Source organism: Vogesella sp., assembly GCF_046297735.1.
Classification (GTDB): Bacteria; Pseudomonadota; Gammaproteobacteria; order Burkholderiales; family Chromobacteriaceae; genus Vogesella; species Vogesella urethralis.
The window spans coordinates 97965-123693 of the sequence record NZ_JBKBHK010000005.1 but is presented as its reverse complement, the minus strand read 5'-3'; the positions used below and the strand labels follow the sequence as shown (position 1 = coordinate 123693).

Below are 25729 nucleotides of genomic sequence, written 5' to 3'. Positions count from 1 at the left end.
TCAGGCCTGCAATGCCAGCACGCCGGCCAGCAGGCTGAAGCCGGCAGCCAGGCTGAGGTTGCGGCGCAGCGGCAGGTACCAGCTGGGCAAGTCCACGTCGCGGCACAGGCGCCGGTCTTGCAGGTAGTGCAGCAGATAGCCCAGCAGCAGCGTGGCCACGCCCGGCGCCGCCGGTAGCAGCACGGCCGGCCAGGCCAGCAGCGCCGGCACCACGCTCCACGCCATCATGCGGCTGCGACGGGCGGGGTCCAGCCCCGGCAGCGTCATGGCAAAGCCCCAGTGCAGGGCGCCGACAAACGACAGGATCACGGCGCCGTAAACCAACAACAGGCCGAACCAGAAGCCGGCGTGGCCGGCCACCAGCCAGCACAGCGCGGCCAGGCTAACGAAAGGCAGGGCACCGCCATAACCCAGCCAGGCGGCAGGGGCGGGCAAGCTAGCGGGGGCAGTATCGGAAGTCATGATGGCAGACCGGGCAGCAGGAGTGACTGCCCTGATCTTAGAAACGGCTGCCTGTTTTGTCCAGTACAAAGCGTGTACAAAATGGTGCGTAGCGGCCAACCCTGGCGCGGCTTATTGCGGCAGGAAGCGGATGCCGGTGCGGCGTACCAGCTCGTCGTAGGCTAGCAGTTGCGGCTTGGCCACGTCGGCGTTGGCGGTCCAGTACACCCATGATTTGCCGGCAGCCGGGTCGTACACCAGCTTGTACAGCGCGTCCGGCACCCGCACCTTGCCGGCGTAGCGCGGCGCTTGCTGCGGGTCGAAGTAGGGGCCGGTAAACACGTACACCTCGCTGCGGGTACGTTGCACGTACTTGCGGGTGGCGGCCTCTACCGCGCGTGCCCACACGCCACGGTTATTTTCCGGCACCTGCGGCACCATATTGGCCAGGCTGAAGCTTTGCGCCATCGCCGCCGGTGTGGTGCGCTGCGCCGCTGCCGCCATATGGCCGCGGTCGTAGCCGCTGCCACGGTAGTCGGCCAGCGTGGCGCGCTCGCTGCTGCGCAGACGCGCCTCCTCGTAGAAGCGGTCGGTGCGCTTTTCGTCGGCGTCGGCCAGGCTGCGCGCCGACAGCTTTTCGGCGGCAAACAGCGGGGTGCGTGTGTCGCCGTCGTGCAGCACGGCAAAGTCGTCAAAGCACAGCTCGCGCACGCGAGCGTGCTGCAGGCTGGCGGCGATGGCAGGGGGCGTATTGCGGTAGAACAGCTGCGGGCAATCGGCAAAACGGGTGGCCACTTGCGGGCCGCTGGGTACCGGGTTGGCCGCAGCAGGGGCGGCAGGCGTCTGGAAGTGATCGGCGGCGGCGTAAACCAGGGCGACAAGCAGGGGCAACAGGGCAAGCGGCTTTTTCATGCAGGCAGCAACAGCGGGAAAAGGCCGGCAATTCTATAGCAAGTTTTATCGCAAAGTTGTCTTGTTGCCCGCTTAATGCGGCGCTATCGGCGGCGGGCTTACACCAGCCCGCCCAAGCCGGCCGCGGCGCCTGCCGCCAGCAGCCACAGCGGGTTCAGCCGCGTGCGCCAGCTCAGCAGCGCGCAGCCTGCCAGCAGCGCTCCACCGCTCAGGGACGGCGGGTGGCTGCCGGCCATCATCGCCACGCCGGCGCCGATCAGCCCCACCGTCAGCGGTGCCAGCCCGCTGCTGATGGCGGTGGTCAGCCGGCTACCGCGCGCCTGCTGCCACCAGCGGGCCACCCAGAAACTGAGCAGCGACGACGGCAGGCAAATGCCGATCAGGCTGACGATGGCGCCGGGCACGCCGGCTACCTTCCAGCCCACCAGGCTCACCACTAGTACGTTCGGCCCCGGTGCCGCCTGCGCCAGCGCAAACAGCGCGGCGAATTCCTGGCCGCTCATCCAGCGCAGCTCGGTTACCACCACGCGGTGTAGCTCCGGCACGATGGCATTGGCGCCGCCCACTGCCAGCAGCGAAAACTGCACAAACATCAGAAACAGGAAGATCAGCATGTCAGTGGCCCTCGTGCGGAAAACGCCACGCCAGCCCCACGGCCAGCGGCGCCAGTACCAGCAGCACCAGCCATAGCGGCAACTGCACCACCGCTACTGCCACGAAGGTCAGCCCCGTCAGTGCCCACGGCCGCCAGTGGCGCGGCAAGCGCGCCGCCAGCTTCAGTACCATGCCCAACAGCAGGCCGATGCCGGCCGGTGCCAGCCCGGCCAGCAGCTGTTGCAGCCACGGCGCCTGCTGGTAATGCTGGTATAGCGTGGCCAGCAGCAGGATCAGCGCCAGCGGCGCCAGCAGCAGGCCGGCCACCGCCAGCAGTGCGCCTTGCGCGCCGTGAAAGCGGCTGCCGATGGCCACCGCCATATTGACGATATTGGGGCCGGGCAGTATCTGGCCCAGCGCCAGCAGCTCGGCAAACTCGGCGTCGTTCAGCCAGCGCCGGCGTTGTACCAGCTGGTGTTGTGCCTGCGGTAGCACGCCGCCGAAGCCGCTGAGGCCGATGAGGAAAAAGCCGCCGAACAGTGCTTTCTTGTCGGGAATGATCAGGGTATCCATACCCGCTAGCCTAAGCCCGCCGTGCGGCTGGCACAAACGGCTTTTTCTGGCTTTGTTTGTGCGTTATTCTCACAAACATGAACCGCAAGCTCCCGCCACTCAATGCGCTGCGCGCCTTTGAAATGGCCGCCCGCTACCAAAGCCTGACCGCTGCCGCCGCCCAGCTGCACGTTACCCATAGTGCCGTCAGCCGGCAGGTGGCGCTGCTGGAGGAATGGCTGGGCGTGGCACTGTTTGAACGGCTTGGCCGCCGCCTGCGGCTGACCGACGCCGGCCGCCAGTACTTGCCGGTGGTGCAAGCCGCGTTCGACAGCATTGCCAATGCCACCGAAAAACTCACAAGCCAGAAACCACGGCTATTACGCATCAACGCCGCCCCCACGCTAGCCATGCACTGGCTGCTGCCCCGGCTGACGCAGTTTCAGCGCCGCCACCCGGAAGTAGAGCTGCGGCTGGCCACCTCCGACGCCATCATCAACAATCAGAACGCCGATTTCGACATCGCCATCCGCCGTGGCAACGACCACTGGCCAGGCTTTGTGTCCAACATCTTTCTGACCGAACACGAGCTGCCGGTGGCCAGCCCGGCCTTGCTGGCACGCCAGCCGTTGCCGGATGCTGCCGCACTGGCGCAGCACACGCTGCTGCACTCGGAAACACGGCCGGTGGCGTGGGAGCGCTGGCTGGCGGCTGCCGGTGTACCCGGCTTGCAGCCTGCGGCCAACCAGCATTTCGATCACTACTATCTGGCGCTGCAGGCGGCGGTGGACGGTATGGGCATCACGCTGGGGCCCAGGCCGGTGATAGACGAGCTGCTGGCCAGCGGCAAACTGCAGATTGCGCTGCCCGGCCCGGCGGTGCGGGTTCGCGGTTATTCGTGGGTGGTACCGCTGGCGCTGGCGGAAGACCCGCTATGCGCCGAATTCTGCGCCTGGCTGGAAGACGAGGGCGGCGCCTAGCGGCAAGGTTGGCCGCAGGCGGAAAAAGCCCAAGGCCGCAGCTTGCGCTGCGGCCTTGGGCTTTTTGCGTGTGCAGTAGGCAGCGCTTACAGACGGAAGCGCGACACCATGCCGTGCAGGTGGTTGGACAGCTGGTGCAGGTCGTCCACGGTACGAGTGGCGTTCTGCACAGCCTGGTCGGTTTCGATGGCCATGTGGTTGGCCACCTCGGCGGCGCGGGCCATTTCGGTGGTGGCGATCGATTGCTCGCGGGTAGCGTCGGCAATGTCGCGGATGGTCAGTACCACGCGGCCCACTTCCTGCTCGATGCCGGCAATCTCGGTGGCCACCTGGCGCGACGCGCCAACGCCGGACTGCACCGACTGCTGCGTGCTGTTCATATTCGCCAGCGCCGAACTCACGTCTTCGTGCGTGGCGTGGATCAGCTGGCCGATCTCCACCGTGGCCTTGGACGTGCGCTCGGCCAGCTTGCGCACTTCGTCGGCCACCACGGCAAAGCCGCGGCCCATTTCGCCGGCGCGGGCGGCTTCGATGGCGGCGTTCAGCGCCAGCAGGTTGGTCTGGTCGGCAATGTCCTTGATCACGTTGATGATCTGGTCCATCTCGGCAGAGCGCTGTCCCAGCCCGCCCAGCGTGGTGGCCAGCTCGCCCACGGCACAGGCAATGCCTTCGATGCTGTCGGCCAGTTCGCCCACCGATTGCGCCGACTGGCGCGAGGTCTGGCCGGTTTGCACTACCGATTCTTCGGCGCTGCCGGCATTGCTGGCGATGTGGTTGATGCTGACGGTGATCTGCTCGATGGTGGCGGCGGTGGCGCTGGAGGCGTCGGCCTGCTGCTGCGAATCGCGCGCCAGCTGGCGGGTAATGCCGTTCAGGTCGTCAATGCCGCCGTTCAGCGACACGGTGTGCTCGCGCACTTCCAGGAACATCTGGCGCAGGCTGCCGATGAAGCGGTTGAATGCCTGCGCGGTCTGGCCGATTTCGTCGCGGCTGTCGATCTGCAGCTGATGGGTGAGGTCGCCCTGGCCGCTGGCGACGTCCAGCAGCGCGTCACGCAGGCGCACCAGATTGGCCAGCAGGCGGTTCAGCGCCACGTTGGCCAGCAGGGTGGCGGCCACGGCTACCGCCAGACCGGCCAGCATCAGGGTAAGCAGCATCTGGCGCAGCGGTGCCAACAGGATGTCTTTTTCGGCCACGGTACCCAGTACCCAGTCGGTACCGTCTACCGGTGCTAGCTGGGCGTAGTAGGTCTTGCCGTCGATGTCCACTTCGTGCAGCGCAGGTGTCGTGCTGGCGCTGGTCAGCAGGCTGCCGTCAAAGCCCGGCATCACGTCGCTCACCGGTTTCAGCGTGCTGCCGTCGGCCGGGTGCACCACGATATGGCCGTCGCGGGTGGCCAGGAAGGCGTAGCCGTCGCCGCGCAGCTTGATGCCTTTTACCACGGCGGTCAGGCCTTCCAGCACGATGTCGCCGCCAGCAACACCAACCAGCTGGCCATCACGCAGGATGGGGCTGGCCAGGGTGACGCCCAGTTTGGCCGGGCTGGCAAACATGTAGGGCTGGGTCAGTACCAGGCTGCGCTTTTCGCTGGCCAGCTTGTACCACGGGCGGGCGGTGGGGTCGTAGCCGGGCTTGGGCGGACGATTGGGGTCGTCGTAGCGCATGGCCTTGTCTTCGTAACCGGCAAAGATCTGGTCGAAGCCACCGGCTTCCTTGCCTTGTTGCAAGCTGGCGTACGGCGCGCTGGCGTCTTCCTTGCCCAAACGGTTGGCGGTGGCGCGGATGGCGTCGCCACGCTGGCCGACCCAGCGGCCCAGTGCTTCGCGGTTACCGGCGATGGCGGCGTTCAGTTCTTGTTCGACGCCGCGCACGATTTCCACGCGCATGCGCTGGTAAGCCAGCGCGGCCAGCACGGCAATGGCAATGGCCAGCAGGATGGCCACAAATAGCATCAGTCGCTGTTTCAGTGACATTCGGTGCCTCATCAATGACAAGGGGCGGCCGGCGCCTGTGTCTGGCGGCGTGTCGCCCCAGGTGGGTGTGTGGGAGGGTAAAACCTTATTGCTTGTGTTGTTTTGTATCAAATAATACGGTCGAATAATAACAAGTAATGAAAAATATTGCAGGCTAACTGCTAACGTTGCGATCGCGCCAAGTAATAAGCCCCGCACTGCCAAGGGCAGACGGGGCTTGAAGGCCGGTGTACGTGGTTACAGCTGCAGCTGCCTGCTCGTGGCTTTGCCGGCCAGCGCGTGGTCGTGGGTGACCAGCAGCAGCGCGCAGCCGATGCGCGCCAGTTCATCCAGCAGGCAGTGCACGGTGTCCTGCTGGGTGACGGGGTCTAGCCGCGACGTGGGTTCGTCGGCAAACAGCAGCGCTGGCTGCAGCAGCAGGGTGCGGATCAGCGCCAGCCGTTGCAGCTCGCCGCCCGATACCTGCGATGGCTTGCGCGCCAGCAGGCCGGGCGACAAGCGCAGCCGGTGCAGCAGCGTTTCCAGGCTGGCGACAGGTTGGCCGCAGTGCTTCAGCACGTCGTGCAGCGCGGTGTGCAGCGTTACGTGCGGCGCAAACGCCTGCACCGGGTCCTGGTACAGCTTTTGCCACGCGGTGCGCGGCAAGCCGTCGCGGTAGTGCACGCTGCCGTGGTCGGCACGGGTCAGCCCCAGCAGGATGTTGCCCAGCGTGCTTTTGCCGGTACCGCTGTCGGCCAGCAGCGCCACGCGCTCGCCGGCGGCAATATCGATGTCCACGTCGCGGAACAGCGTTTGGCTGCCGTAGGCCTTGCTGAGGCTGCGGCCCTGCAGCAGCCAGTCGCCCGGCGCCGGGTGCGCGATGGCAGGCCACGCTTGCGGCTCGGCGGCCAGCAGCTGTTGCGTGTACGGGTGCTGCGGCTGCTGCAATACCCGGCTGGCCGGGCCTTGCTCCACCACCTCGCCACCGCGCATCACCAGCACCTGGCCGCCCAGCGTGCGTGCAAGCGTGATGTCGTGGGTGATTGTCAGCAGGCAGCGGCCGTCGGCCAGATGCTGTTGCAGCAGCTGCGCCAGCGTGGCGCAGGCGCGGCTGTCCAGCCCTTTGCTGGGTTCGTCGGCCAGCAGCAAGCCGGCGCCGCCCAGCGTGGCGGCAGCAAACGCCACCCGCTGCGCCATGCCACCCGACAGCTGGTGCGGGTAATGGCGCTGCGCCGCTTGCAGGCCGAGGCGCGCGAGTTGGCCACGCGCCTCGGCCTGGGCGCTGCCGGCTTCGCCACGCCAGCCTTCCGCCACCTGCGGCAGTACCCGCATGGTGGGGTCCAGCGCGGTGGCCGGTTCTTGCGGCAGGATGGCCAGCTGTTGGCCCCACAGCGCGCGGTGGTTGGCCGCATCGGCCAGCGGCCACAGCTGGCTACCCTGGCGCAGCTGGCCACTGGCGCGCAGGCCGGCGGGCAGGGTGCCCATGATGGCGTGTGCCAGCAGCGATTTGCCGGAGCCGCTTTCGCCCAGCACGGTCAGTGCCTCGCCCGGGTACAGGGTGAGGTCCAGCGCCTGCAGCAGGCAGTGTTGTTGCTGGTAGACGGCCACGCCGTCCAGATGCAGGCTAGTCATCGTTTCACCTCCAACGGGCGCAGCAGCACCAGCGCGGCCAAGGTCAGCGCCAGCACGGCCACCGGGGCCAGCACCAGCCGCGGCGCTTCGCTGTAATGCGGCAAGGCCTCGGTCATCATCAGGCCCAGCTCGGCCGCCGGCGGTTGCAGGCCGACGCCAACGTAGCCCAGCGTGGACAGCGCCAGGATGGCGGTGGCCATGCCGAAGCTGGCCATGGTTAGCAGCATGGGCGCCAGCTCCGGCCACAGGTGGCGACGCACGATATACCCGGGGCCAAAGCCCAGCAGGCGCGAGGCTTCCACGTGCGGGCTAGCCAGTACCAGCCGGCTGCGCGCCCGTGTCATGCGGAAGTATTCCACCCATTGCGCCAGCGCCAGCCCCAGGTACAGGGTGACAAAGCCGCCCTTGGCCATGGCGGAAAAAATCAGCACGATCAGCAGCCCCGGCAGCGCCAGCACGCCGTCGGCCACGCCGCGCAGTACGGTATCGGTGATGCCGCCGCGCCAGGCGGACAGTACGCCCAGCAGGCAGCCCAGCAGTGCGGCGCTCAGTACGCACAGCGCGGCCAACCCTAGCGATACCCGGGTGGCGCTGGCCACGCGTGCCATCACGCTGCGGCCCAGCTGGTCGCGGCCCAGCGGCTCGGCCAGGCTGGGGCTGGCCAGAAACTGCATCAGGTCCTGGCGTGCCGGGTCCGGCCACAGCCAGGGTCCGGCTACGGCCAGCAGAACGATCAGCCCCAGCAGCAGCCAGGCCAGGCGGCGGTGCCAGGGTAACAAGGCAAGGTAAGTCATTTACGGCTCCGCCGGGCCACGCGGGTCGATGGCCAGGCATAACAGGTCGGTGAGGGTATTGAGCAGCACGAACAGCCAGGCCAGCAGCAGGGTGCAGCCCTGGATCATCGGCACGTCGCGCCAGAACACGGCGTGCACCAGCGCGTGGCCGATGCCGGGCCAGGCAAACAGGCTTTCCACCACCACCACGCCTTCGATCAGCAGCACCAGCTGCACGCCGGCGTAGGCCACCACGGTGACGCCGATATTGCGCAGGCCGTGGCGCCAGAATGCCCGCCACGGCGACAGGCCTTTGGTGAGCGCAAAGCGGTAGTAGTCGGACTGCACCACCGCCAGCACGCTGTCGCGCACGATGCGCGCGGTGAGGCCGCACAGGCCCAGCCCCAGCGTCAGCGCCGGCAGCAACAGGTTGCCATCCTCACCGTGGCCGGCGGCCGGCACCCAGCCCAGCTGTACCGATAAACCCAGCATCAGCATCAGGCCCAGCAGGAACGGCGGCAGCGCCCGCAGCGCTACGCTCGCCAGCAGGGTCAGACGGTCGGCCCAGCCGCCGGGCCGCAGGCCGCTGGCCAGCCCCAGTGGCAGGCCCAGCGCCAAAGCCAGCGCTACGCTGGCGGCGGCCAGCTGCAGTGTGGCGCCCAGGTGATGGCCGATTTCTTCCAGCACTGCGCCGCCGGTCACCAGCGATTGCCCCAGCTGGCCGTGCGCCAGCTGTTGCAGCCAGTGGGCAAACTGCTGCCACGCCGGTTGCGCCAGCCCCAGCTCCTGCCGCACCGCGTCGGCGGCGGCGGCGTCTACGTAGTCGTAGCCGTAGCGGCCGGCGGCAATGCGGAACGCCATGTCACCCGGCAGCTGCTGCACCAGCACAAAGCACAGCGTGGCCACCAGCAGCGATACCACCAGCGCCTGTACCAGCCGCTGGCCCAGCACGCGGGCCAGGCCGTGTTGCGTGAGGGCGGCCATTTAGCGGCCCCAGCTCATGTCGCTCAGGCGGTAGCTGCGTTCTTGCGGGTCGAGGCTGACGCCGCGCAGCGCCTTGTTCACTGCCGCGCTCTGGCGGTACCAGGCTACCGGTAGCACCGGCAGCTCCTGTTGCAGGATGGTGGCCACTTTCAGCCGCGCGGCGGCGGCCTGCGCCGGTTTCAGCCCGCCCTGGCCCAGGGCGGCCAACTGTTGCGACAGCACGGCGTTCTGCCACTTCATCACGCCCCAGTCGGCGCCGTCGTCGGTGAAGTCACCCAGCAGCGTGACCAGCGGGTCTGGCACCAGCGCGTAGTTGCGCGCGTACAGCGCCAGCTCCAGCGTGCCGTCCTTGTGGCCGGCCGGAATCTCGCTGGAGTTACCCACCTTCACCTGCACGGCAATGCCGGCCTGGCGCAGCTGTTCCTGCAGCGCAGTGGCAATCAGCGGCAGCTCGGGGCGGTCGGGGTAGGTGCGCAGCGTCAGCGCCAAGCGTTCGCCGTTGCGTACCAGCTGGCCGTCGGCGTCCGGCTTCCAGCCCAGCGCGGCAAAGCTGCGGCGGGCTTGCTCGGGTTGGTAGGCTAGCGCCGGCAGCCCAGGCTGGTGCCAGGCTTTCATGCTGGGAGGGAACAGCTGCGTGGCCGCCATCTGCGGGTCGCGCAGCAGCGCGGTGGCAATGGCCTGGCGGTTCAGGCTCTGGCTGATGGCCAGGCGCATGGCCGGGGTGTTCAGCCATTTGTGGCCGGCGTTGAACTTGATCTGGATGGCGCGCGGCAGCGTGGCGGACACGATGCTGACGCGCGGGCTGGCTTGCAGCCGCGTAATGCTGACCGGGTCCAGGCCGAAGGCGATGTCGGCCTGGCCGCTTTCCGCCATCAGGGTGCGGCTTTCGGCGCGGCCGATGGCCTGGTAGCCCACCTCGGTAATGGCCGGCTTCTTGCCCTGCCAGCCGGCAAAGGCCTGCACGCTGACGCGTTGCGGCTGCTGCAGCTGGCTGATGCGGTACGGGCCGCTGCCGATGATGCTTTTTACGCTACCGTCGGCGGCGTACGACGCCGGGGCCAGCACCTGGGTATGGGTGTGGGCAAACACCGCCGGCAGCGGGGCGAACGGTTTGCTCAGCACCACCACCACGTCCTTGCCATCGGCACGAATGGCGCTGATGGGGGCGTTTTCCAGCATGCCGGGCTTCTTGCGCGCTTTTTCTAGCGCCGCCACCACGTTGGCCGCCGTTACCGCGCTGCCGTCGTGAAAGCGTGCGCCGTCGCGCAGCGTGAAGCGCCAGCTTAGCTGGTCGCTACTGGCTTGCCAGCGGCTGGCCAGGCCGGGTTTGAGGGTGCCGGCGTTATCGGCGTCCACCAGGGTTTCGGCCACTTGCAAGCGGGTAAACAGAATGCCGCTGCTGGACGACGGGTCCAGGCTGTGGATTTCCCACGGGCCGATCAGGTTCAGCGCTTTGGCCTGGGCAGACAGGCCGACGGCCAGCAGCAGGCTGCCGGCAATAAGGCGGGATTGCAGAGGGTGCATGGCGGGCTCCAGTCTTATCGAGAATTATTATCGGCCGGAATGCTATACAGTAACATTTTGTTTGGCAAGTGCGGTTTGCCGCACCGCAGCAGGCGGCGTGGCGCGCCAAAAGCAGCAGCCCGGCGTGCAAGCGGCAGGCCGGGCGGGGGCGAGGGAGAAGGAGAAGGAGAAGGAGAAGCGTAGCCCGCTGCTAGCCGCTATGCGGGCACAGCACGCTGTGGCCACTGGCGGTGTGGGCCTGGTGGATGGCGACGCCGAATACCGGCGCCAGCACGGCGGGGGTAAGGATGTCGCGGGCGGGGCCGGCGGCCACCAACCGGCCGTGCTGCAGCAACAGCACGCGGTCGGCGTAGGCCAACGCGGCGTTCAAATCGTGCAGCACCACCACGCAGGTCAGCTGGCGCGCTTGCGTTTGCTCGCGCACGCTGCGCATCACCTGCACCTGGTGTTGCAGGTCCAGCGCGCTGATCGGCTCGTCCAGCAGCAACAGGCCGGGCTGGCGCAGCAGCACCTGTGCCAGAAACACCATCTGGCGCTGGCCGCCGCTGAGCTCGCACAGCCGGCGTTCGGCCAGTGCGCCCAGCCCCAGTGCGGCCAACTGTTGCTGTACGGCAGCGCGCTGTTCGGCGCTGACGCGCCAGCCCAAGGCCCCCAGCTGCCCCAGCAGCACTGCTTCGGTCACGCTGAGCCGGCTGCGCGTGCTGCAGTCCTGCGGCAGGTAACCGCAGGCCGCGTGCAGCTGGCCGCCGCGTTGCAGCGGCAGCGCCTGGCCCTGCCACTGCAGTTGGCCGCGTGCCGGCAGCAGGCCGGCCAGCGTTTTCAGCAGCGTGGTTTTGCCGCTGCCGTTGGGGCCGAGCAGGGCAGTGACTTCGCCCGGTCGCGCCTCGAACGACACATCGTGCAGGATGGCCTGGCGCCCCAGGCTGACGTTCAGTTGTTGTGCCTGCAGCATTACCACGCCTCCGGTTTGCTGCGCATCACCAGCAGCAGGAAGAACGGCACGCCGACGGCGGCGGTGACGATGCCGATCGGAATCAGCGCCCCCGGCGACAGCCATTTGCCCAGCAGCGACGACAGCGACAGCAGCAGTGCGCCGCACAGCGCGGCGCCGGGCAGCAGCAGGCGCTGGTCTTCGCCCAGCAAAAAGCGCGCGATGTGCGGCGCGATCAGCCCGACAAAGCCGATGGTGCCGACAAAGGCCACCGCCGCGCCGGTGAGCAGCGACACGATGGCCAGCGCGCGCCAGCGCAGTGCCGTCACGTTGACGCCCAGGCTTTGCGCCCGCTCGTCCGACAGCCCCAGCGCGGTAAAGCGCCAGGCGTCACGCAGCAGCAGCGGCAGGCACAGCGCCAGCACGGCCGCTACCAGCCCCAGCTTGGGCCAGTTGGCCTTGTACAGGCTGCCGAACAGCCAGAACACGATGGCCTGTAGCGCCTCGGGCGAGGCCAGGTATTGCAGTAACGACAGCAGCGCCTGAAACAGGAACAACAGCGCAATACCGCCCAGTACGTAGCTATCGGCCTGGCCACCCTTGGCGCGGCCGATGCCCAGCACCGCGCTGCAGGCGATGCCGGCAAACAGGAATGCCGCCAGCGGTACGGCGACGGTTTCCGGTAGCGGCAGCGCGCTGCCCAGCACGATCACCAGCGCCGCGCCAAAGCCGGCGCCGGCCGACACGCCCAGCGTATAGCTGCTGGCCAGCGGGTTGTGCAGCACGGTCTGCATCACCAGCCCGGACAAGCCCAGCGCGGCGCCCACCAGCAGTGCCATCAGCGCCACCGGCAGGCGGATCTGCCACACGATGACGTCGCTGCCGCGCTCGGCGCCGCTACCGCTCAGCGCGGCAACCACTTCGCGCAGCGGCAGCAGCGACGGGCCGCTGGCCACGTCCAGCAGCAGCGACAGCAGCAACATGCCGGCCATCAGCAACAGCATGGCCAGCGCGGGCGCCAGCCGGCGGGCGGCGGGCAGGGGCAGACTCAGGGTGCTCACGGTTTCAGCGTCACCATCCAGCTACCGCTGTACTTCACCGGCAGGTAGCGCTCGTGGAACTGGCGCAGCTCGGCCACCGGGTTCACGTCGGCAAACTGCGCCGGGTACAGCTGCTTGGCGATGAACTGCATGGCGGTATAGTCCACCAGCGTGCGCGCCAGGCCGTGGTCCAGCGTGTACACGTGCTGTTGCTGCACGGCTTTCAGCGTGTCCCAGCCGGCGCGTTTGGTGTACGGCAGCAGCGTGGCGCGGGCGGTGGCGTCGTCCGAGGCGTAGCCCAGCTTTACTGCCTTGGGGCGGTTCTGCCACGACGAGCCGGCGATGATCACATGATCGGGGTTGGCCGCCAGCACCGCTTCCGGGTTCAGCGGGCCCCAGTTGGCGCTGATGCGGCCGTTGGCGATATTGTCGGCGCCCAGGTTGTCCAGCATCTGGCCCCACATGGTGTCGCGGTAGGTGTTGCCGATGGTGTCGGCGCCGTCACGGCCCAGCTCCACGTACACCTTGGGCTTGGCGGTGGCCTTGGCGCGCGCGATGCGGGCCATCACGTCCTGGTATTTCTTCTGGTACAGGCTGGCCAGTTCTTCGGCGCGCTTGTCGCTACCCATCACCTTGCCCAGCACGCGGGTGCTGGCCAGGTGGCGTTCCAGCGTTTGCGCGTTGTAGTCCACCACCACGATGGGGATGCCGGCCGCGCTCAGCTGCTGCGCCGCCGGGCCCAGCGCCTTGTAACCCCACTCCGGCAGGATCAGCACGTCGGGTTTCAGGGCGATCACTTTTTCGGCGCTGAAGCTGTTGTCGTCGGTAAAGCCGACGTCCGGCATGTCTTTCAGCTGCGGAATCGCCTCGACATAGCGTGCCCAGTTGCCGGCGCGCCAGCCGGCCCAGCCGGTTTTGCTGATGCCCACCACGTTTTGCCACGCCTTGGCGCCGGCAATGGCGGTGAATTCTTCAAAGTGAAAGCCCAGCACCACGCGCTTGGCCGGCGCATCGACGGTGACTTCGCGGCCGCTGACGTCGGTGAACTTCACCGGCTTGGCCAGCAGGGAGGTGGCGGGCAGTAGGCACAGGGTGGCCAGCAACAGGGGACGGCTAAAGGCAGACATGCGGGGCTCCGGCAACGGAAGGAAAGGCCGGATTATCGATAAACGTTGGCCGCGGCGCCTGCGACATAGTGTCGCAGGGGTGCGGCCAGGTGTCGCAGCGTTTTTATACCGCGTTTACACCACGCTGCCACCATTTAGCACGATCTTTCGATGGCGCGCCCTACAGTGGCAGTGTTGCTCCCCCTATCGAGGTAATCATGCAAGATCTGATCTGGCTGGGCGGGCTGGTGCTGCTGTGTGGCAGCACTGTCAGCCTGCTGCGCGTTTATCACACTTTGTCCGGCAGGAGGGCGTCATGACCCTGCTTACCCTGACTGCGGCCACCTTGGCCGTGCTGCTGGCCGGCTGGCTGGTGCATGCGCTGCTGCACGCGGAGGACCTGCCATGATGCTGCAATTCTACAGCCTGCTGGCGGTGTTCATGCTGCTGCTGACGCTGTCTGCCCGCCCGATGGGTGCCTGGCTGGCACCATTGGCCGCCGGGCAAGTGAGCCCGCGCTGGCAAGCCCTGGACGCCGCACTGCTGCGGCTGGCCGGCATTCGCGATAGCGGCATGGGCTGGCGCCAGTACGCGTTGGCGGTGCTGGTGTTCAACCTGCTGGGCGCGCTGCTGCTGTACGCGCTGCAACGGCTGCAAGGCGTGCTGCCGTTCAACCCGCAAGGCATGGGCGCGGTGGAGGCCGGCTCGGCGTTCAATACCGCCATCAGCTTTGTGACCAACACCAACTGGCAGGGCTACGCCGGTGAAAGCACGATGAGCTATTTCACCCAGATGGCCGGGCTGGCGGTGCAGAACTTCCTGTCCGCCGCTACCGGCATCGCGGTGGCGTTTGCGCTGATGCGCGGCTTTACCCGCCGTGAAAGCACCGACCTGGGCAACTTCTGGGCCGACGTGCTGCGCGTGTCGGTCTACCTGCTGCTGCCGCTGTCGCTGCTGCTGGCGCTGCTGTTCGTGCAGCAGGGCGTGCCGCAAACCTTGGCCGCGTATAGCGAATACACCGCGCTGGCCGGCCACGCGCAGACGCTGGCGCTGGGCCCGGTGGCGTCGCAAGAGGCCATCAAGCTGCTGGGTACCAACGGCGGCGGCTTCTTCAATGCCAACTCGGCGCACCCGTTCGAAAACCCCACCGAGCTCGTCAACCTGCTGCAGATGCTGGCCATCTTCCTGATCCCGGCCGGCCTCACCCACGCCTTTGGCCATCTGGCGGGCGACCGCCGCCAGGGCTGGGCGCTGTACGCGGCGATGAGCGTGATCTTCATCGCCTGCGCCAGCGGCGTGATGGCAGCCGAAAGCCAGGGCAACCCGCTGTTGGCCGCACTGGGCGTGGACGGCAGCAGTGGTAACTGGGAAGGCAAGGAAGTGCGCTTCGGCATGGCCGCCAGCAGCCTGTTCATTACCGTCACCACCGCCGCCAGCTGCGGCGCGGTGAACGCCATGCACGATTCGCTGACCGCGCTGGGCGGCATGCTGCCGATGTGGCTGATGCAGCTGGGCGAGGTGGTGTTTGGCGGCGTGGGCTCCGGCCTGTACGGCATGCTGGTGTTTGCCGTGCTGGCGGTGTTCGTGGCCGGGCTGATGGTGGGCCGCACACCGGAATACCTGGGCAAGAAGATCGAGGCGTTCGACATGAAGATGGTGGCGCTGGTGATCCTTACCACCCCGGCGCTGGTGCTGGCCGGCACCGCTGCCAGCGTGCTGCTGGCCCCCGGTCTTGCCGGCCTGGCCAACCCTGGCGCGCACGGCTTCAGCGAGGTGCTGTACGCGTTCAGCTCGGCGGCCAACAACAACGGCAGTGCCTTTGCCGGCCTGTCGGCCAACACCCCGTACTACAACGCGCTGCTGGGCATTGCCATGTGGCTGGGCCGCTTTGCCGTCATCGTGCCGGTACTGGCACTGGCCGGCAGCCTGGCGGCCAAGAAGACGCTGGCTACCACCAGCGGCAGCATGCCCACCCACGGCGGCCTGTTCATCGGCCTGCTGGTCGGCAGCGTACTGCTGGTGGGCGCATTGACCTATCTGCCGGCACTGGCGCTGGGCCCGGTGGCCGAGCACCTGATGATCTGGGCGCGTTAAGCAGGAGACCAAAATGAGCGATAACAAAACCAGCCTGCCGCTGTTCGACCCGGCACTGCTGAAGCCGGCGCTGCGCGACAGCGTGCGCAAGCTGGCGCTGCGCGAGCAGCTGAAAAACCCGGTGATGTTCGTGGTGTACCTGGGCAGCGTGCTGTGCAGCGTGCTGTGGGTGATGGCACTGCAGGGCAAGGGCGACGCGCCGGCCTGGCTCACCGGCAGCATTGCGGTGTGGCTGTGGTTTACCGTGCTGTTTGCCAACTTTGCCGAGGCGCTGGCCGAGGGCCGTAGCCGCGCCCAGGCCGCCAGCCTGAAGAGCCTGAAAAAAGCCACCATCGCCAAGAAGCTGTCCGCACCGTACCGCTACGGTGCCGGCTTTACCGTGGTGGACGCCAGCGACCTGCGCAAGGACGACGTGGTACTGGTGCAGCACACCGACCTCATCCCCTGCGACGGCGAGATCATCGAGGGCATTGCCAGCGTGGACGAGTCGGCGATTACCGGCGAATCGGCCCCGGTGATCCGCGAATCGGGCGGCGACTTCAGTTCGGTGACCGGCGGTACCCGCGTGCTGTCGGACTGGATCGTGGTGCGCGTCAGCGTCAACCCCGGTGAAACCTTCATCGACCGCATGATCGCCATGGTGGAAGGCGCCAAGCGCCGCAAGACGCCCAACGAGATTGCGCTCACCATCCTGCTGCTGGCGCTGACGCTGGTGTTCCTGATGGTGACGGTGACGCTGCTGCCGTTCTCGGTATATAGCGTGGGCGCCGCCGGCAGCGGCGAGGTGATCTCGCTGCCGGTACTGCTGGCGCTGCTGGTGTGCCTGATTCCTACCACCATCGGTGGCCTGCTGTCGGCCATCGGCGTGGCTGGCATGAGCCGGCTGATGGCGGCCAACGTCATCGCTACCAGCGGTCGCGCGGTGGAAGCCGCCGGCGACGTGGACGTGCTGCTGCTGGACAAGACCGGCACCATCACCTTCGGCAACCGCCAGGCCGCCGCCTTCATCGCTGCCGCCGGCAGCACGCCCGCCGCGCTGGCCGAAGCCGCCTGGCTGGCCTCACTGGCCGACGACACGCCGGAAGGCAAGAGCATCGTGGTGCTGGCACAGCAGCAAACCCGCGCCGTGGCCCCGCACCACGACGGCGTGCTGAGCGAAAGCCAGCTGGGGCAGGGCACCTTGCAGGCGCTGCACCAGGGCCTGGTACCGCCCGGCGCCAGCTTTGTGCCGTTTACCGCGCAGTCGCGCATGTCCGGCATCAACCTGGGCGAGCGCCAGATCCGCAAAGGCGCCGCCGACGCCATCCGCCGCCACGTGCTGCAGCTGGGCGGCAGCTTTAGCCCGGCCCTGCAACAGCAGGTGGACGGCATTGCCAGCCGTGGCAGCACGCCGCTGGTGGTGGCCGAAGGCGCCCGCGTACTGGGGGTGGTGGAGCTGAAAGACGTGGTGAAGCCGGGCATCAAGCAGCGCTTTGCCCAGCTGCGGCAGATGGGCATCAAGACGGTGATGGTGACCGGCGACAACCGCCTGACCGCCGCCGCCATCGCCGCCGAAGCGGGTGTGGACGACTTCCTGGCCGAGGCCACGCCGGAAAACAAGCTGGCGCTGATCCGCGATTACCAGCAGCGCGGCCAACTGGTGGCCATGACCGGCGACGGCACCAACGACGCCCCGGCGCTGGCGCAGGCCGACGTGGCGGTGGCGATGAACAGCGGCACCCAGGCCGCGCGCGAGGCCGCCAATATGGTGGACCTCGACTCCAGCCCCACCAAGCTGATCCAGGTGGTGGAAATCGGCAAGCAGATGCTGATGACGCGCGGTGCGCTGACCACCTTCAGCCTGGCCAACGACGTGGCCAAGTACTTCGCCATCATCCCGGCGGCGTTTGCCGGCACCTACCCGCAGCTGGGCTTGCTGAACGTGATGCAGCTGGCCAGCCCGGCGTCGGCGCTGCTGTCGGCGGTGATCTTCAATGCGCTGATCATCGTGGTGCTGATTCCGCTGGCACTGAAAGGCGTGCGCTACCGCGCGCTGGGCGCCGAGGCGCTGCTGCGCCGCAACCTGCTGGTGTACGGCCTGGGCGGCCTGCTGCTGCCCTTTGCCGGTATCAAGCTGATCGACATGCTGCTGGCCCTGCTGGGGCTGGTGTAAGCCATTTTTTAGAAAGGTAACCGTATGCAACACGTACTGTCCGGCAGCGACACCCAGGCTGCCCAACCCGCCGCTAGCGCCCTGTGGTGGCCCGCCGCCCGCCTGTTGCTGGGCCTCACCCTGCTGCTGGGCCTAGTGTACCCGCTGGCCGTCACCGGCCTGGCGCAGTGGCTGTTTCCGGCGCAGGCGCAGGGTTCGCTGCTGCAACAGCAAGGCCGCGTGGTGGGTTCGGCGCTGATTGGCCAGGCCTTCAGCAAACCGGGCGAGTTCTGGGGCCGCCCGTCCGCCACCGCCAGCACGCCGTACAATGGCGCCGGCTCCGGCGGCAGCAACCTGGGCCCGGCCAACCCGGCGCTGGCCAAGGCGGTGGCCGAGCGCATCGCCGCGCTGAAAGCCGCCGGCCCGCTGCCGGCCGGGCCGGTACCGGCCGACCTGGTGACCGCGTCCGCCAGTGGGCTGGACCCGCACATCAGCCTGGCCGCCGCGCTGTACCAGGTACCGCGCGTGGCCGCCGCCCGCCAGCTGGACGCCGGCAAGCTGGCGCAGCTGGTACGCCAGCAGGCGCAGGTGGCCTGGTTCGGCAGCGACGCCACGGCACGGGTGAACGTGCTGCAGCTGAACCTGGCGCTGGCCGGCAGCTGATACCATCGGCAAGCGCCATGTGACGCACAAGGTTGGCCGCCTGCGGCCAACCTTGCCGCTGTTTAGAGAAACCGATCACGATAAGCCAGAACCATGACCGACCCCGACCGTCGCCCCGATCCCGACGCCCTGCTGGCCAGCCTGCCGCGCCCGCGTGGCCGGCTGAAGCTGTTTTTCGGCGCCGCGCCCGGTGTGGGCAAAACCTACGCCATGCTGGCCGAGGCGCAGGAAAAACGCGCCCAGGGCCTGGACGTGCTGGTGGGCTGGGTGGATACCCACGGCCGCGCCGACACCGAAGCCATGCTGCACGGCCTGGCCGTGCTGCCGCGCCGCCAGCTCGACCACCGCAGCAAGGCGGTGGCGGCGCTGGATATCGACACCATCCTGGCGCGCCGCCCGGCGCTGGTGGTGGTGGACGAGCTGCCGCACAGCAACGCCGCCGGCAGCCGCCACCCCAAACGCTGGCAGGACGTGGAAGAGCTGCTGGCCAGCGGCATCGACGTGTACAGCGCGATGAACGTGCAGCACCTGTACAGCCTGCGCGACATCGTCAGCCGCGTGACCGGCGTGGAGGTGGCCGAAACGGTGCCCGACCACGTGTTCGACCAGGCCGACGAAGTGCGGCTGGTGGACCTGCCGCCGGACGACCTGCTGCACAGGTTGGCCGCAGGCAAGGTCTACCTGCCCGAGGTGGCCGAGCGCGCGGCGGCCAACTTTTTCCGCAAAGGCAACCTCATCGCGCTGCGCGAACTGGCGCTGCGGCGCATGGCCGACCGTGTCGATGGCCAGGTCAAGGCGCAGCGCGCCACGCAACAGGCGGCGCCGGTGTGGGCCACCCGCCACGGCTTGCTGCTGCTGGTGGATGGCCGCTTTGGTGCCGACAGCGTACGCCAGAGCCAGCGCCTGGCGCGGCAGCTGGACGCCGCCTGGCACGCGGTGTGGGTGGACGATGGCCGCAGCAACGCGGCATCCCGCGCCGCTGCGCTGGCCGCCTTGCAGCAGGCGGCCGAGCAGGGCGCCACCACGCTGGTGTTGAGTGGCAGCTCGCCAGCGCGCCTGCTGGCCGACTACGCCCGCCGCCATAATCTGTCGCTGCTGGCGATGCCGGCACCGCTGGCCGGGCGCCGCTTGCAGCAGGCCTTGCAGCAGCACGCCGCCGACCTCGACCTGCTATTGCTATCCGGCCCGGCGCCGGCCACCGGCGCGCGACCCTGGCTACGTTGGCCGCTGTGGCCGCTGAGCCGCCAGGGCTGGCTGGCGGCCAGCCTGCTGTGTGTGGCCATCACCGTGCTGGCCAGCCCGCTGCAAGGCGTGCTGGAGCCCACCAACCTGGTGATGTTCTACCTGCTGGGCGTGCTGTGGGTGGCGGTGCGCTACGGGCGCGGCCCGGCGGCGCTGAGCGCGGTGCTGTCGGTGGCGCTGTTCGACTTTTTCTTCGTGCAGCCGCATTTCTCGTTTGCGGTGTCCGACGTGCAGTACCTGATTACCTTTGCCGTGATGCTGATCGTCGGCCTGGTAGCCGGCCAACTGGTGGCCAGCCAGCGCCACAGTGCCGCGCAGGCACGCCAGCGCGAGGCGCACACCCGCACGCTGTACGAGATGGCGCGCGAGCTGGGCGTAGCCCTGCTGCCGGAACAGGTGGGCGAAATCAGCCAGCGCTTTTTACACGCCAGCCTGGGTGCCAATATCCGGCTGTGGCTGCCGCCTGACGACGAAGACGGCGCGCTGCAGCCGCAGGCCGGCGACGCGCTGGACGAAGACACCGCCATCGTGCGCTGGTGCTACGACCATGCCGCCCCGGCCGGGGTGGCTACGCACACGCTGCCACACGCGCCGTGCCTGTACCTGCCGCTCAAAGCGCCGATGCGTACCCGCGGCGTGCTGGTGCTGCGCGTGGCCGACCCCGCCACGCTGGCCGAACCCGACAACCGCCGCCTGGCCGAGGCGGTAGCGGCGCTGGCGGCGCAAACGCTGGAACGGCTGCATTACATTGCCGTGGCGCAGCAAACGCTGGTGGCGATGGAATCGGAACGGCTGCGCCACTCGCTGCTGGCCGCGCTGTCGCACGACCTGCGCACGCCGCTCACCGCGCTCACCGGCCAGGCCGAAACCCTGCAGCGCCAGTTGGCCCGCGAGGCGTCGCCGCACGCCGCGCAGGCCGCCACGCTGCAGACGCAAAGCCAGCGCATCTCGCGGCTGGTAACCAACCTGCTGGAAATGGCCCGCCTGCAGGCCGGCGGCGTGACGCTGCGCCGCGACTGGCTGCCGCCGCAAGAGCTGTTCGGCAGCGCCATCGCCGCCCTGGGCGGCGCCACTGCCAGCCACCGCCTGCAGGTGGACGCCCCGCTGGACTGCCCAATGCTGTACGCCGACCCCATCCTGCTGGAGCGGTTGCTGGTCAACCTGCTGGAAAATGCGCTCAAATACAGCCCCGCCGGCAGCACCATCACGCTGACGGCCCGTGCAAGCGCCCAGCACATCCTGCTGAGCGTGGCCGACCAGGGCCGCGGCCTGCCGCCGTGCGACCCCGACGCGCTGTTTACCGCCTTTACCCGCGGCGAGCGCGAGTCGGCCATCAGCGGCGTCGGCCTGGGGCTGGCCATCTGCCGTACCATTGCCGACGTGCACGGCGGCCGCATCAGCGCGGCCAACCTGCCGGCCGGCGGGGCCTGCTTTACCCTTAGCCTGCCGCTGGCGCCGCAGCCGGCGCTGGATTTCGACCCGGAGAACCTGCAGTGAACAACGTCGCCAGCATTCTGGTCATCGAGGACGAGGCGGTGATCCGCCGCTTTGTCAAAGCCGCACTGGAAGAAGACGGCCATCGCGTGTACGAAGCCGACAGCGTGGCACGCGGCCTGATCGAGGCCGGCACCCGCAAACCCGATTTGGTGGTACTGGACCTAGGCCTGCCCGACGGCGACGGCGTGGCGCTGCTGCTGGACCTGCGCAGCTGGAGCAGCGTACCGGTGATCGTGCTGTCGGCCCGCGTGGACGAGGGCGACAAGATCGCCGCGCTGGACGCCGGCGCAGACGACTACCTGACCAAACCGTTCGGCACCGGCGAGCTGCAAGCCCGTGTGCGCGCCCAGCTGCGCCGCCGCGGCAGCAGCGCCGCCAGCGAAAGCGACAAGGTGACGCTGGGCGACGTGGTGGTGGACCTGGGCCTGCGCAGCGTCAGCCGTGGCGGCGAGCCGCTGCACCTGACGCAGCTGGAATACCGGCTGCTGGTGGCGCTGATCGCGCAGCGCGGCAAGGTGCTGACCCACCGCCAGCTGCTGAAAGAGGTGTGGGGTCCGGCGCACGTGGAGCACAACCACTACCTGCGCATCTACATGGCCCACCTGCGCCAGAAACTGGAACAAGACCCGGCCCAACCGCGCTTTCTGCTTACCGAAACCGGCGTCGGTTACCGGTTGGCCAATGTCTAGCGGCTACACGAACAGCGCCGCTGTCACCGCGCCGAAGGCCAGCAGGATGGCCAGCATGTAGACGCGGAAGGTGGTGTGGTAATAGTGGCCGGCGCGCTGCAGCGGGTAGCGGTTGTTCAGCAGGCGGAACAGTACCCACAGCATCATGGCGATGGCGGTGATCAGGCCCAGCGCCACGACGAAGTCTGAGGGGGTGGTGACGGCGATTTCGCCGTCGTCCTGTATTGCCCACTGGCCGAGAAAGTTCAGCATGAAGCCGAGGATGATGCCCAGCGAGGTCACCATCGGTTGGCGGAAGTCTTTCATGTCGTGGTTCATCTCGTGCTCGGGTGGGTGCATGCTGTGCTCCAAAAAAGCCCGGCTGGTGCGCCGGGCGGGTAGCGGAAAGGTTGGCCGCAGGCCGTTCTTACCATAGCCAGCGCTGCCGGTTTAACCAATACCGTCAGCATGCCCAGGCGGATTTGTTGCAGGCGCTAAGTTGGGGAGCGAAAGCTGGTTGGGGCACGCGCTCAGTTATCTCCGTGGCTGCTGGACGAAGCGGCCAACACGGGCTGAGGCGTGGCCTGGCCCGCTTGCAGCACGCCGCGCGCCACGCCCAGCTGCCAGTCGAAGTAGGGGTTGAAGGTGAGGCGGGCGTGCACCTTGCCCGGTTCGCGGTAGCCCCAGTCGCTGTACCACACGGTGGCACCGCGCTGGCAGGCGGCTACCTCGGCGTCCTCCTGGCCGTTACGGCACATGCGCAGGCTGCCCTCTTGGCCATACAAGGGGTTAGCCGGCGAGAACAGTACGCTCATGTGCGAAAACTGGCTGATGCGCTGCTGCGGCAGGTAGTCGCTTTGCCATAGCTGGCGCGGGTCCTGCCCGTTGCCGGCTTGCCGGCCGTACCACACCAGGCGGCTGGCCGGATGGGTAAAGCGCTGCTGGAACAGGCGGCGCGCTTCGCCGACGTCTACTACCGAGTCATGCTCGGCCAGCACCATGAACGCTGGTTTGTCGTAGGGTCTGGCCGCCAGCGCCGACAGCACGGCGCTGCTGCTGCGGTAGTACTGACCAAAGCCGTTGGTGGGCACGTTCAGATAACGCACCGGGGATTGTTGCACCCCCTCGTCCGGCGACCGCAGCCACGGTTTCAGCGGTGCCACCCACGGTGCCAGCCAGTCGATGCGGCTATCGGATTTGAACGCCGGCGAAAACAGCAGTACGCCCGCCACGCGCGGTTCGGCCATAGCCTGCAGCATTACCAGGTTGGCGCCGGTAGAAAAACCGCCCAGATACACCGGCAGGCCTTCGCGCTGCAGCAGCGCGGTCTGTTGCGCTACCAGCGTTTGCCAGTCTTCGTATTGCGCGGCCATCAGGTCGGCCGGTTTGCTGCCGTGGCCGGGCAGCAACACGCTGCGCACCAGGTAGCCGGCTGCGGCCAACCCTGGCCCTAGGTCGGTAAACGAATACGGCGAATCACCCAGCCCGTGTACCAGCAGGATGGCGCCACGCGGCGCGCCGGCCGGCTGCCATTGCTGCGGGCTGTTGTAGGCCAGCTCGTCTTGCGGTGTGGCGGTCACAAACCGGCGATGCTGCTGCAGCCAGTGCCGGGTTTGCTGCTGGTAGCTGGCAAAGTCGGCCTGGCCCAGCGGCGGCAGGGCGTCCGGGGCGCGGGTCTGGGTGCAGGCGCTGATACTCAGGGCCAGCAGCAGGGGCAGGGCAATTCTCATGGCTGGATAAGCGCGGAGCAAAGTGGCATGGAGTCGTCAAAACGGCGAGAAGTTTCTGTCAAAGCGGTGCCGGATGGCAATTTTTGTTGCAATGCAGCAAGTGGGGGACTAGGCTGCAAGTGAGGTCTCTCCTCGTGTTGTCTCCATCACTCGGCCCTCTTTGGCCGCACCCGCCCTACGGCGGGTTTTCTTTTGTCTGCGTTTGCCTGCCCTGTTTGTCGGCCTTTGTCGTGTACAAATCTTGAATTTAAAAGTTCAGCATCTATCGTGATACTTAATTTTTAAATGATTTTGTATGAATTCTGGCTTGTTGGTCTGACATCACTGCTTCGGGTTTGAACCCGATATGGAGGCATCATGGCGCTCGTCAAGAAATCGGCGGTTTCCACCCCCAGTCCTGCCCGTAATACGTCTTCCAGCCCCTCTGCGGCTTCCGCCGCACGCGAGGCGGAGGCCATGCGCAGACGAGCGCGCACACTGGGCAAGCAGCAGCAGGCAGCGGAGCGCATTGCCGCAGCAACCGGCCAGCTGGCATCCGGTATTGCCGAGGCTGCGTCAGCGGCCGAAGAGCTGAAGCGAGCTGTCGACATGATCGCTACCGGTGCCGAGCAGGCTTCCGGCGCCGCGCAGGAGTCGCTGGCCGGTTTCGAGCAGGTGGGTACCGCCATTGCCCGGCAGTTGCAAAATGCCGACCTCAGCCAGAGCAAAGTGGAAGCAACCCAGCTGCTGGTAGCGCGTACCAGCGGTGACATCTCGCTGCTGGTCAGTAATGTGGGGCTGGCTGCGCAGCGCCAGGTATCGCTGGTGAACATGGTGGGCGAACTGGAGCAGCAAGCTGCCAGTATTGGCGACATCGTAAAAGCAGTGGCACGCATTGCGGACCAGACCAATCTGTTGGCACTGAATGCGGCTATCGAGGCGGCACGTGCCGGCAAGCACGGTAAAGGCTTTGCCGTGGTGGCAGACGAGGTGCGTACCCTGGCTGAAACCTCGGAAAAAAGCGCCAAGCAGATCCAGGAACTGGTAGCGCAGATCCAGGGCGAGGTGAAGGTGATCGCCGAAGGTATTGCCACCTCGGCCGGCAACGTGCAGGCCGAAGTGGAAAACGGCAAGGTAATTACCGCGCAGCTGGAGCAGATTCGCCTGGATGCGATGGACGTGGTCAGCGGCGTACGCGAGATTGCCACCGGCGCCGCGCAGTCGGCCGCCGCGTCGCGCCAGGCGCTGAAAGGCTCGGAAGACATCGCCGCTGCTGCCGAAGAGCAGGCGGCGGCCGCCGCCGAAGCGGCCCGTACCGTTGCCGAGCAGGCAGTAGCGCTGGCGCAGTGCGAGCAGACCTCGGGCAGCCTGTCAGAGCTGGCCGAAGAGCTGAAAAACTCCACCGACGTGGCCAAAAGCGCAGAAGAGGTAGCGTCGGCTGCCGAAGAACTGTCGGCCTCGGTGCAGGAAATCAACCGTGCCGGCACGGAAATCATGGCCGCCATCGAGCAGATTCGCAAAGGCGCGCAAACCCAGTCTGCCGCCAGCCAGCAGGCGGCATCGGCCGTCAGCCAGATCGAAAAGGGGGTGGAGTTGGCGCTGGCCCGTGCTGACGCCAGCACCGAGAGAGTACAAGCCATTCGACAGTTGTTGTTGCAAAACCAGCGCAATATCGAGGCGCTGGTGGGCGGTATTGATAACTCCGTTAGCGCCTCACGCGCCAGCATTCGCCAGATCAAGGAGCTGGCACTGGTATCGCGCCGTATCGACAAGATCGTAGACGCCATTACCACCGTGTCGATCCAGACCAATATGCTGGCCGTGAACGGCTCCATCGAGGCAGCACGTGCCGGCGAGTTTGGCAAGGGCTTTGTGGTGGTGGCCACCGATATCCGCAACCTGGCGCACGATTCGGCCGAAAACGCCGATCGCATCAAGGATATGGTACGTGATGTGCAGGACCAGATCGCTCTGGTTGGCCGCGACCTGGAAGACATCGCCGCCGCCGCGGCCAACGAGGCTGAAAAAGCCAAGCTCAGCACCGCCAACCTGTTGCAGATCGAAAGCGACGTGGCTGAGGTTGACCGTGGTGCGTTGGAAATCCAGGACGCTGCCCGCGAGATCGGTGCCGCCATCATTCAGATCCGCAAGGGCGTGGAACAGATTGCCTCTGCCGCCGAAGAGGCGGACAAGTCCGCCACCGAAGCAGCGTCGGCCTCCACCCAGCAAGCGCAGGGCGCCGAGGAACTTGCCCAGGCCATCGAGGAAATCGCATCGCTGGCCGACGAGCTGCAAAGCACCTGA

Annotated in this window: 21 protein-coding genes; 7 read left to right on the top strand and 14 right to left on the bottom strand. The window is 67.4% G+C overall.

The genetic code is table 11. From position 1 onward, the window contains the following. The 4 genes from ACK4FZ_RS08065 to ACK4FZ_RS08050 form a co-directional block, all read right to left on the bottom strand. Positions 1–462 carry a DUF3429 domain-containing protein gene (locus ACK4FZ_RS08065; RefSeq protein WP_409819669.1) on the bottom strand — a complete coding sequence of 154 codons (462 nt, stop codon included), beginning with the start codon at positions 460–462 and terminating at the stop codon, positions 1–3. 111 nt (positions 463–573) lie between these two features. After that, entirely contained in the window at positions 574–1353 is a 780-nt protein-coding gene (locus ACK4FZ_RS08060; RefSeq protein ID WP_409819667.1) for a DNA/RNA non-specific endonuclease, read from the bottom strand. 98 nt (positions 1354–1451) lie between these two features. Continuing rightward, on the bottom strand, positions 1452–1967 hold the full coding sequence (locus ACK4FZ_RS08055) for a chromate transporter (RefSeq protein WP_409819665.1): 516 nt from the start codon (positions 1965–1967) through the stop codon (positions 1452–1454). Position 1968: 1 nt separating this feature from the next. Continuing rightward, positions 1969–2520 carry a chromate transporter gene (locus ACK4FZ_RS08050; RefSeq protein WP_409819663.1) on the bottom strand — a complete coding sequence of 184 codons (552 nt, stop codon included), beginning with the start codon at positions 2518–2520 and terminating at the stop codon, positions 1969–1971. Positions 2521–2597: 77 nt separating this feature from the next. Between ACK4FZ_RS08050 and gcvA the strand changes: the two genes are divergently transcribed. Beyond that, positions 2598–3479, top strand: a complete 882-nt coding sequence (gene gcvA, locus ACK4FZ_RS08045) for a transcriptional regulator GcvA (protein WP_144371198.1) — start codon at positions 2598–2600, stop codon at positions 3477–3479. 86 nt (positions 3480–3565) lie between these two features. Here the strand turns inward: gcvA and ACK4FZ_RS08040 are convergent, their stop codons facing one another. From ACK4FZ_RS08040 to ACK4FZ_RS08005, 8 genes are all read right to left on the bottom strand, one after another. After that, entirely contained in the window at positions 3566–5452 is a 1887-nt protein-coding gene (locus tag ACK4FZ_RS08040; RefSeq protein ID WP_409819661.1) for a methyl-accepting chemotaxis protein, read from the bottom strand. A 237-nt stretch (positions 5453–5689) separates the two neighbouring features. Next, positions 5690–7063 carry an ABC transporter ATP-binding protein gene (locus ACK4FZ_RS08035; RefSeq protein WP_409819658.1) on the bottom strand — a complete coding sequence of 458 codons (1374 nt, stop codon included), beginning with the start codon at positions 7061–7063 and terminating at the stop codon, positions 5690–5692. Continuing rightward, positions 7060–7857 carry an ABC transporter permease gene (locus tag ACK4FZ_RS08030; protein WP_409819656.1) on the bottom strand — a complete coding sequence of 266 codons (798 nt, stop codon included), beginning with the start codon at positions 7855–7857 and terminating at the stop codon, positions 7060–7062. The genes ACK4FZ_RS08035 and ACK4FZ_RS08030 overlap by 4 nt, the downstream gene beginning before the upstream one ends. Then, complete coding sequence (locus tag ACK4FZ_RS08025) at positions 7858–8820, bottom strand: ABC transporter permease (protein WP_409819655.1); 963 nt, start codon at positions 8818–8820, stop codon at positions 7858–7860. Next, positions 8821–10344 carry an ABC transporter substrate-binding protein gene (locus tag ACK4FZ_RS08020; RefSeq protein WP_409819652.1) on the bottom strand — a complete coding sequence of 508 codons (1524 nt, stop codon included), beginning with the start codon at positions 10342–10344 and terminating at the stop codon, positions 8821–8823. 190 nt (positions 10345–10534) lie between these two features. Beyond that, positions 10535–11296, bottom strand: coding sequence for an ABC transporter ATP-binding protein (locus ACK4FZ_RS08015; protein WP_409819650.1), 762 nt, complete (start codon positions 11294–11296; stop codon positions 10535–10537). Continuing rightward, positions 11296–12336 (bottom strand): FecCD family ABC transporter permease, encoded by a 1041-nt coding sequence (locus ACK4FZ_RS08010; protein WP_409819647.1) that lies wholly within the window; start codon positions 12334–12336, stop codon positions 11296–11298. Before ACK4FZ_RS08010 ends, ACK4FZ_RS08015 begins: the two co-directional genes overlap by 1 nt. Next, the gene (locus tag ACK4FZ_RS08005) at positions 12333–13442 is read right to left on the bottom strand and encodes an ABC transporter substrate-binding protein (protein ID WP_409819645.1); all 1110 of its coding nucleotides are present in this window, start codon (positions 13440–13442) and stop codon (positions 12333–12335) included. Before ACK4FZ_RS08005 ends, ACK4FZ_RS08010 begins: the two co-directional genes overlap by 4 nt. A 384-nt stretch (positions 13443–13826) precedes the next feature. Between ACK4FZ_RS08005 and kdpA the strand changes: the two genes are divergently transcribed. From kdpA to kdpE, 5 genes are all read left to right on the top strand, one after another. Next, positions 13827–15515 (top strand): potassium-transporting ATPase subunit KdpA, encoded by a 1689-nt coding sequence (gene kdpA, locus ACK4FZ_RS08000; protein ID WP_409819643.1) that lies wholly within the window; start codon positions 13827–13829, stop codon positions 15513–15515. 13 nt (positions 15516–15528) lie between these two features. Next, positions 15529–17667, top strand: coding sequence for a potassium-transporting ATPase subunit KdpB (gene kdpB / locus ACK4FZ_RS07995; protein WP_409819640.1), 2139 nt, complete (start codon positions 15529–15531; stop codon positions 17665–17667). A 24-nt stretch (positions 17668–17691) separates the two neighbouring features. Beyond that, on the top strand, positions 17692–18309 hold the full coding sequence (gene kdpC / locus ACK4FZ_RS07990) for a potassium-transporting ATPase subunit KdpC (RefSeq protein ID WP_409819638.1): 618 nt from the start codon (positions 17692–17694) through the stop codon (positions 18307–18309). A gap of 93 nt (positions 18310–18402) precedes the next feature. Then, positions 18403–21048 (top strand): DUF4118 domain-containing protein, encoded by a 2646-nt coding sequence (locus ACK4FZ_RS07985; protein WP_409819636.1) that lies wholly within the window; start codon positions 18403–18405, stop codon positions 21046–21048. Beyond that, positions 21045–21737 carry a two-component system response regulator KdpE gene (kdpE, locus tag ACK4FZ_RS07980; RefSeq protein ID WP_409819633.1) on the top strand — a complete coding sequence of 231 codons (693 nt, stop codon included), beginning with the start codon at positions 21045–21047 and terminating at the stop codon, positions 21735–21737. Before ACK4FZ_RS07985 ends, kdpE begins: the two co-directional genes overlap by 4 nt. A gap of 3 nt (positions 21738–21740) precedes the next feature. Here kdpE and ACK4FZ_RS07975 read toward each other — a convergent pair whose 3' ends face one another. Further along, complete coding sequence (locus ACK4FZ_RS07975) at positions 21741–22076, bottom strand: hypothetical protein (RefSeq protein WP_409819630.1); 336 nt, start codon at positions 22074–22076, stop codon at positions 21741–21743. Positions 22077–22246: 170 nt separating this feature from the next. Further along, positions 22247–23446, bottom strand: coding sequence for an alpha/beta hydrolase (locus tag ACK4FZ_RS07970; RefSeq protein ID WP_409819627.1), 1200 nt, complete (start codon positions 23444–23446; stop codon positions 22247–22249). Between the two features lie 357 nt (positions 23447–23803). Here ACK4FZ_RS07970 and ACK4FZ_RS07965 point away from each other — a divergent pair, with 357 nt between their 5' ends. After that, on the top strand, positions 23804–25729 hold the full coding sequence (locus ACK4FZ_RS07965) for a methyl-accepting chemotaxis protein (RefSeq protein ID WP_409819624.1): 1926 nt from the start codon (positions 23804–23806) through the stop codon (positions 25727–25729).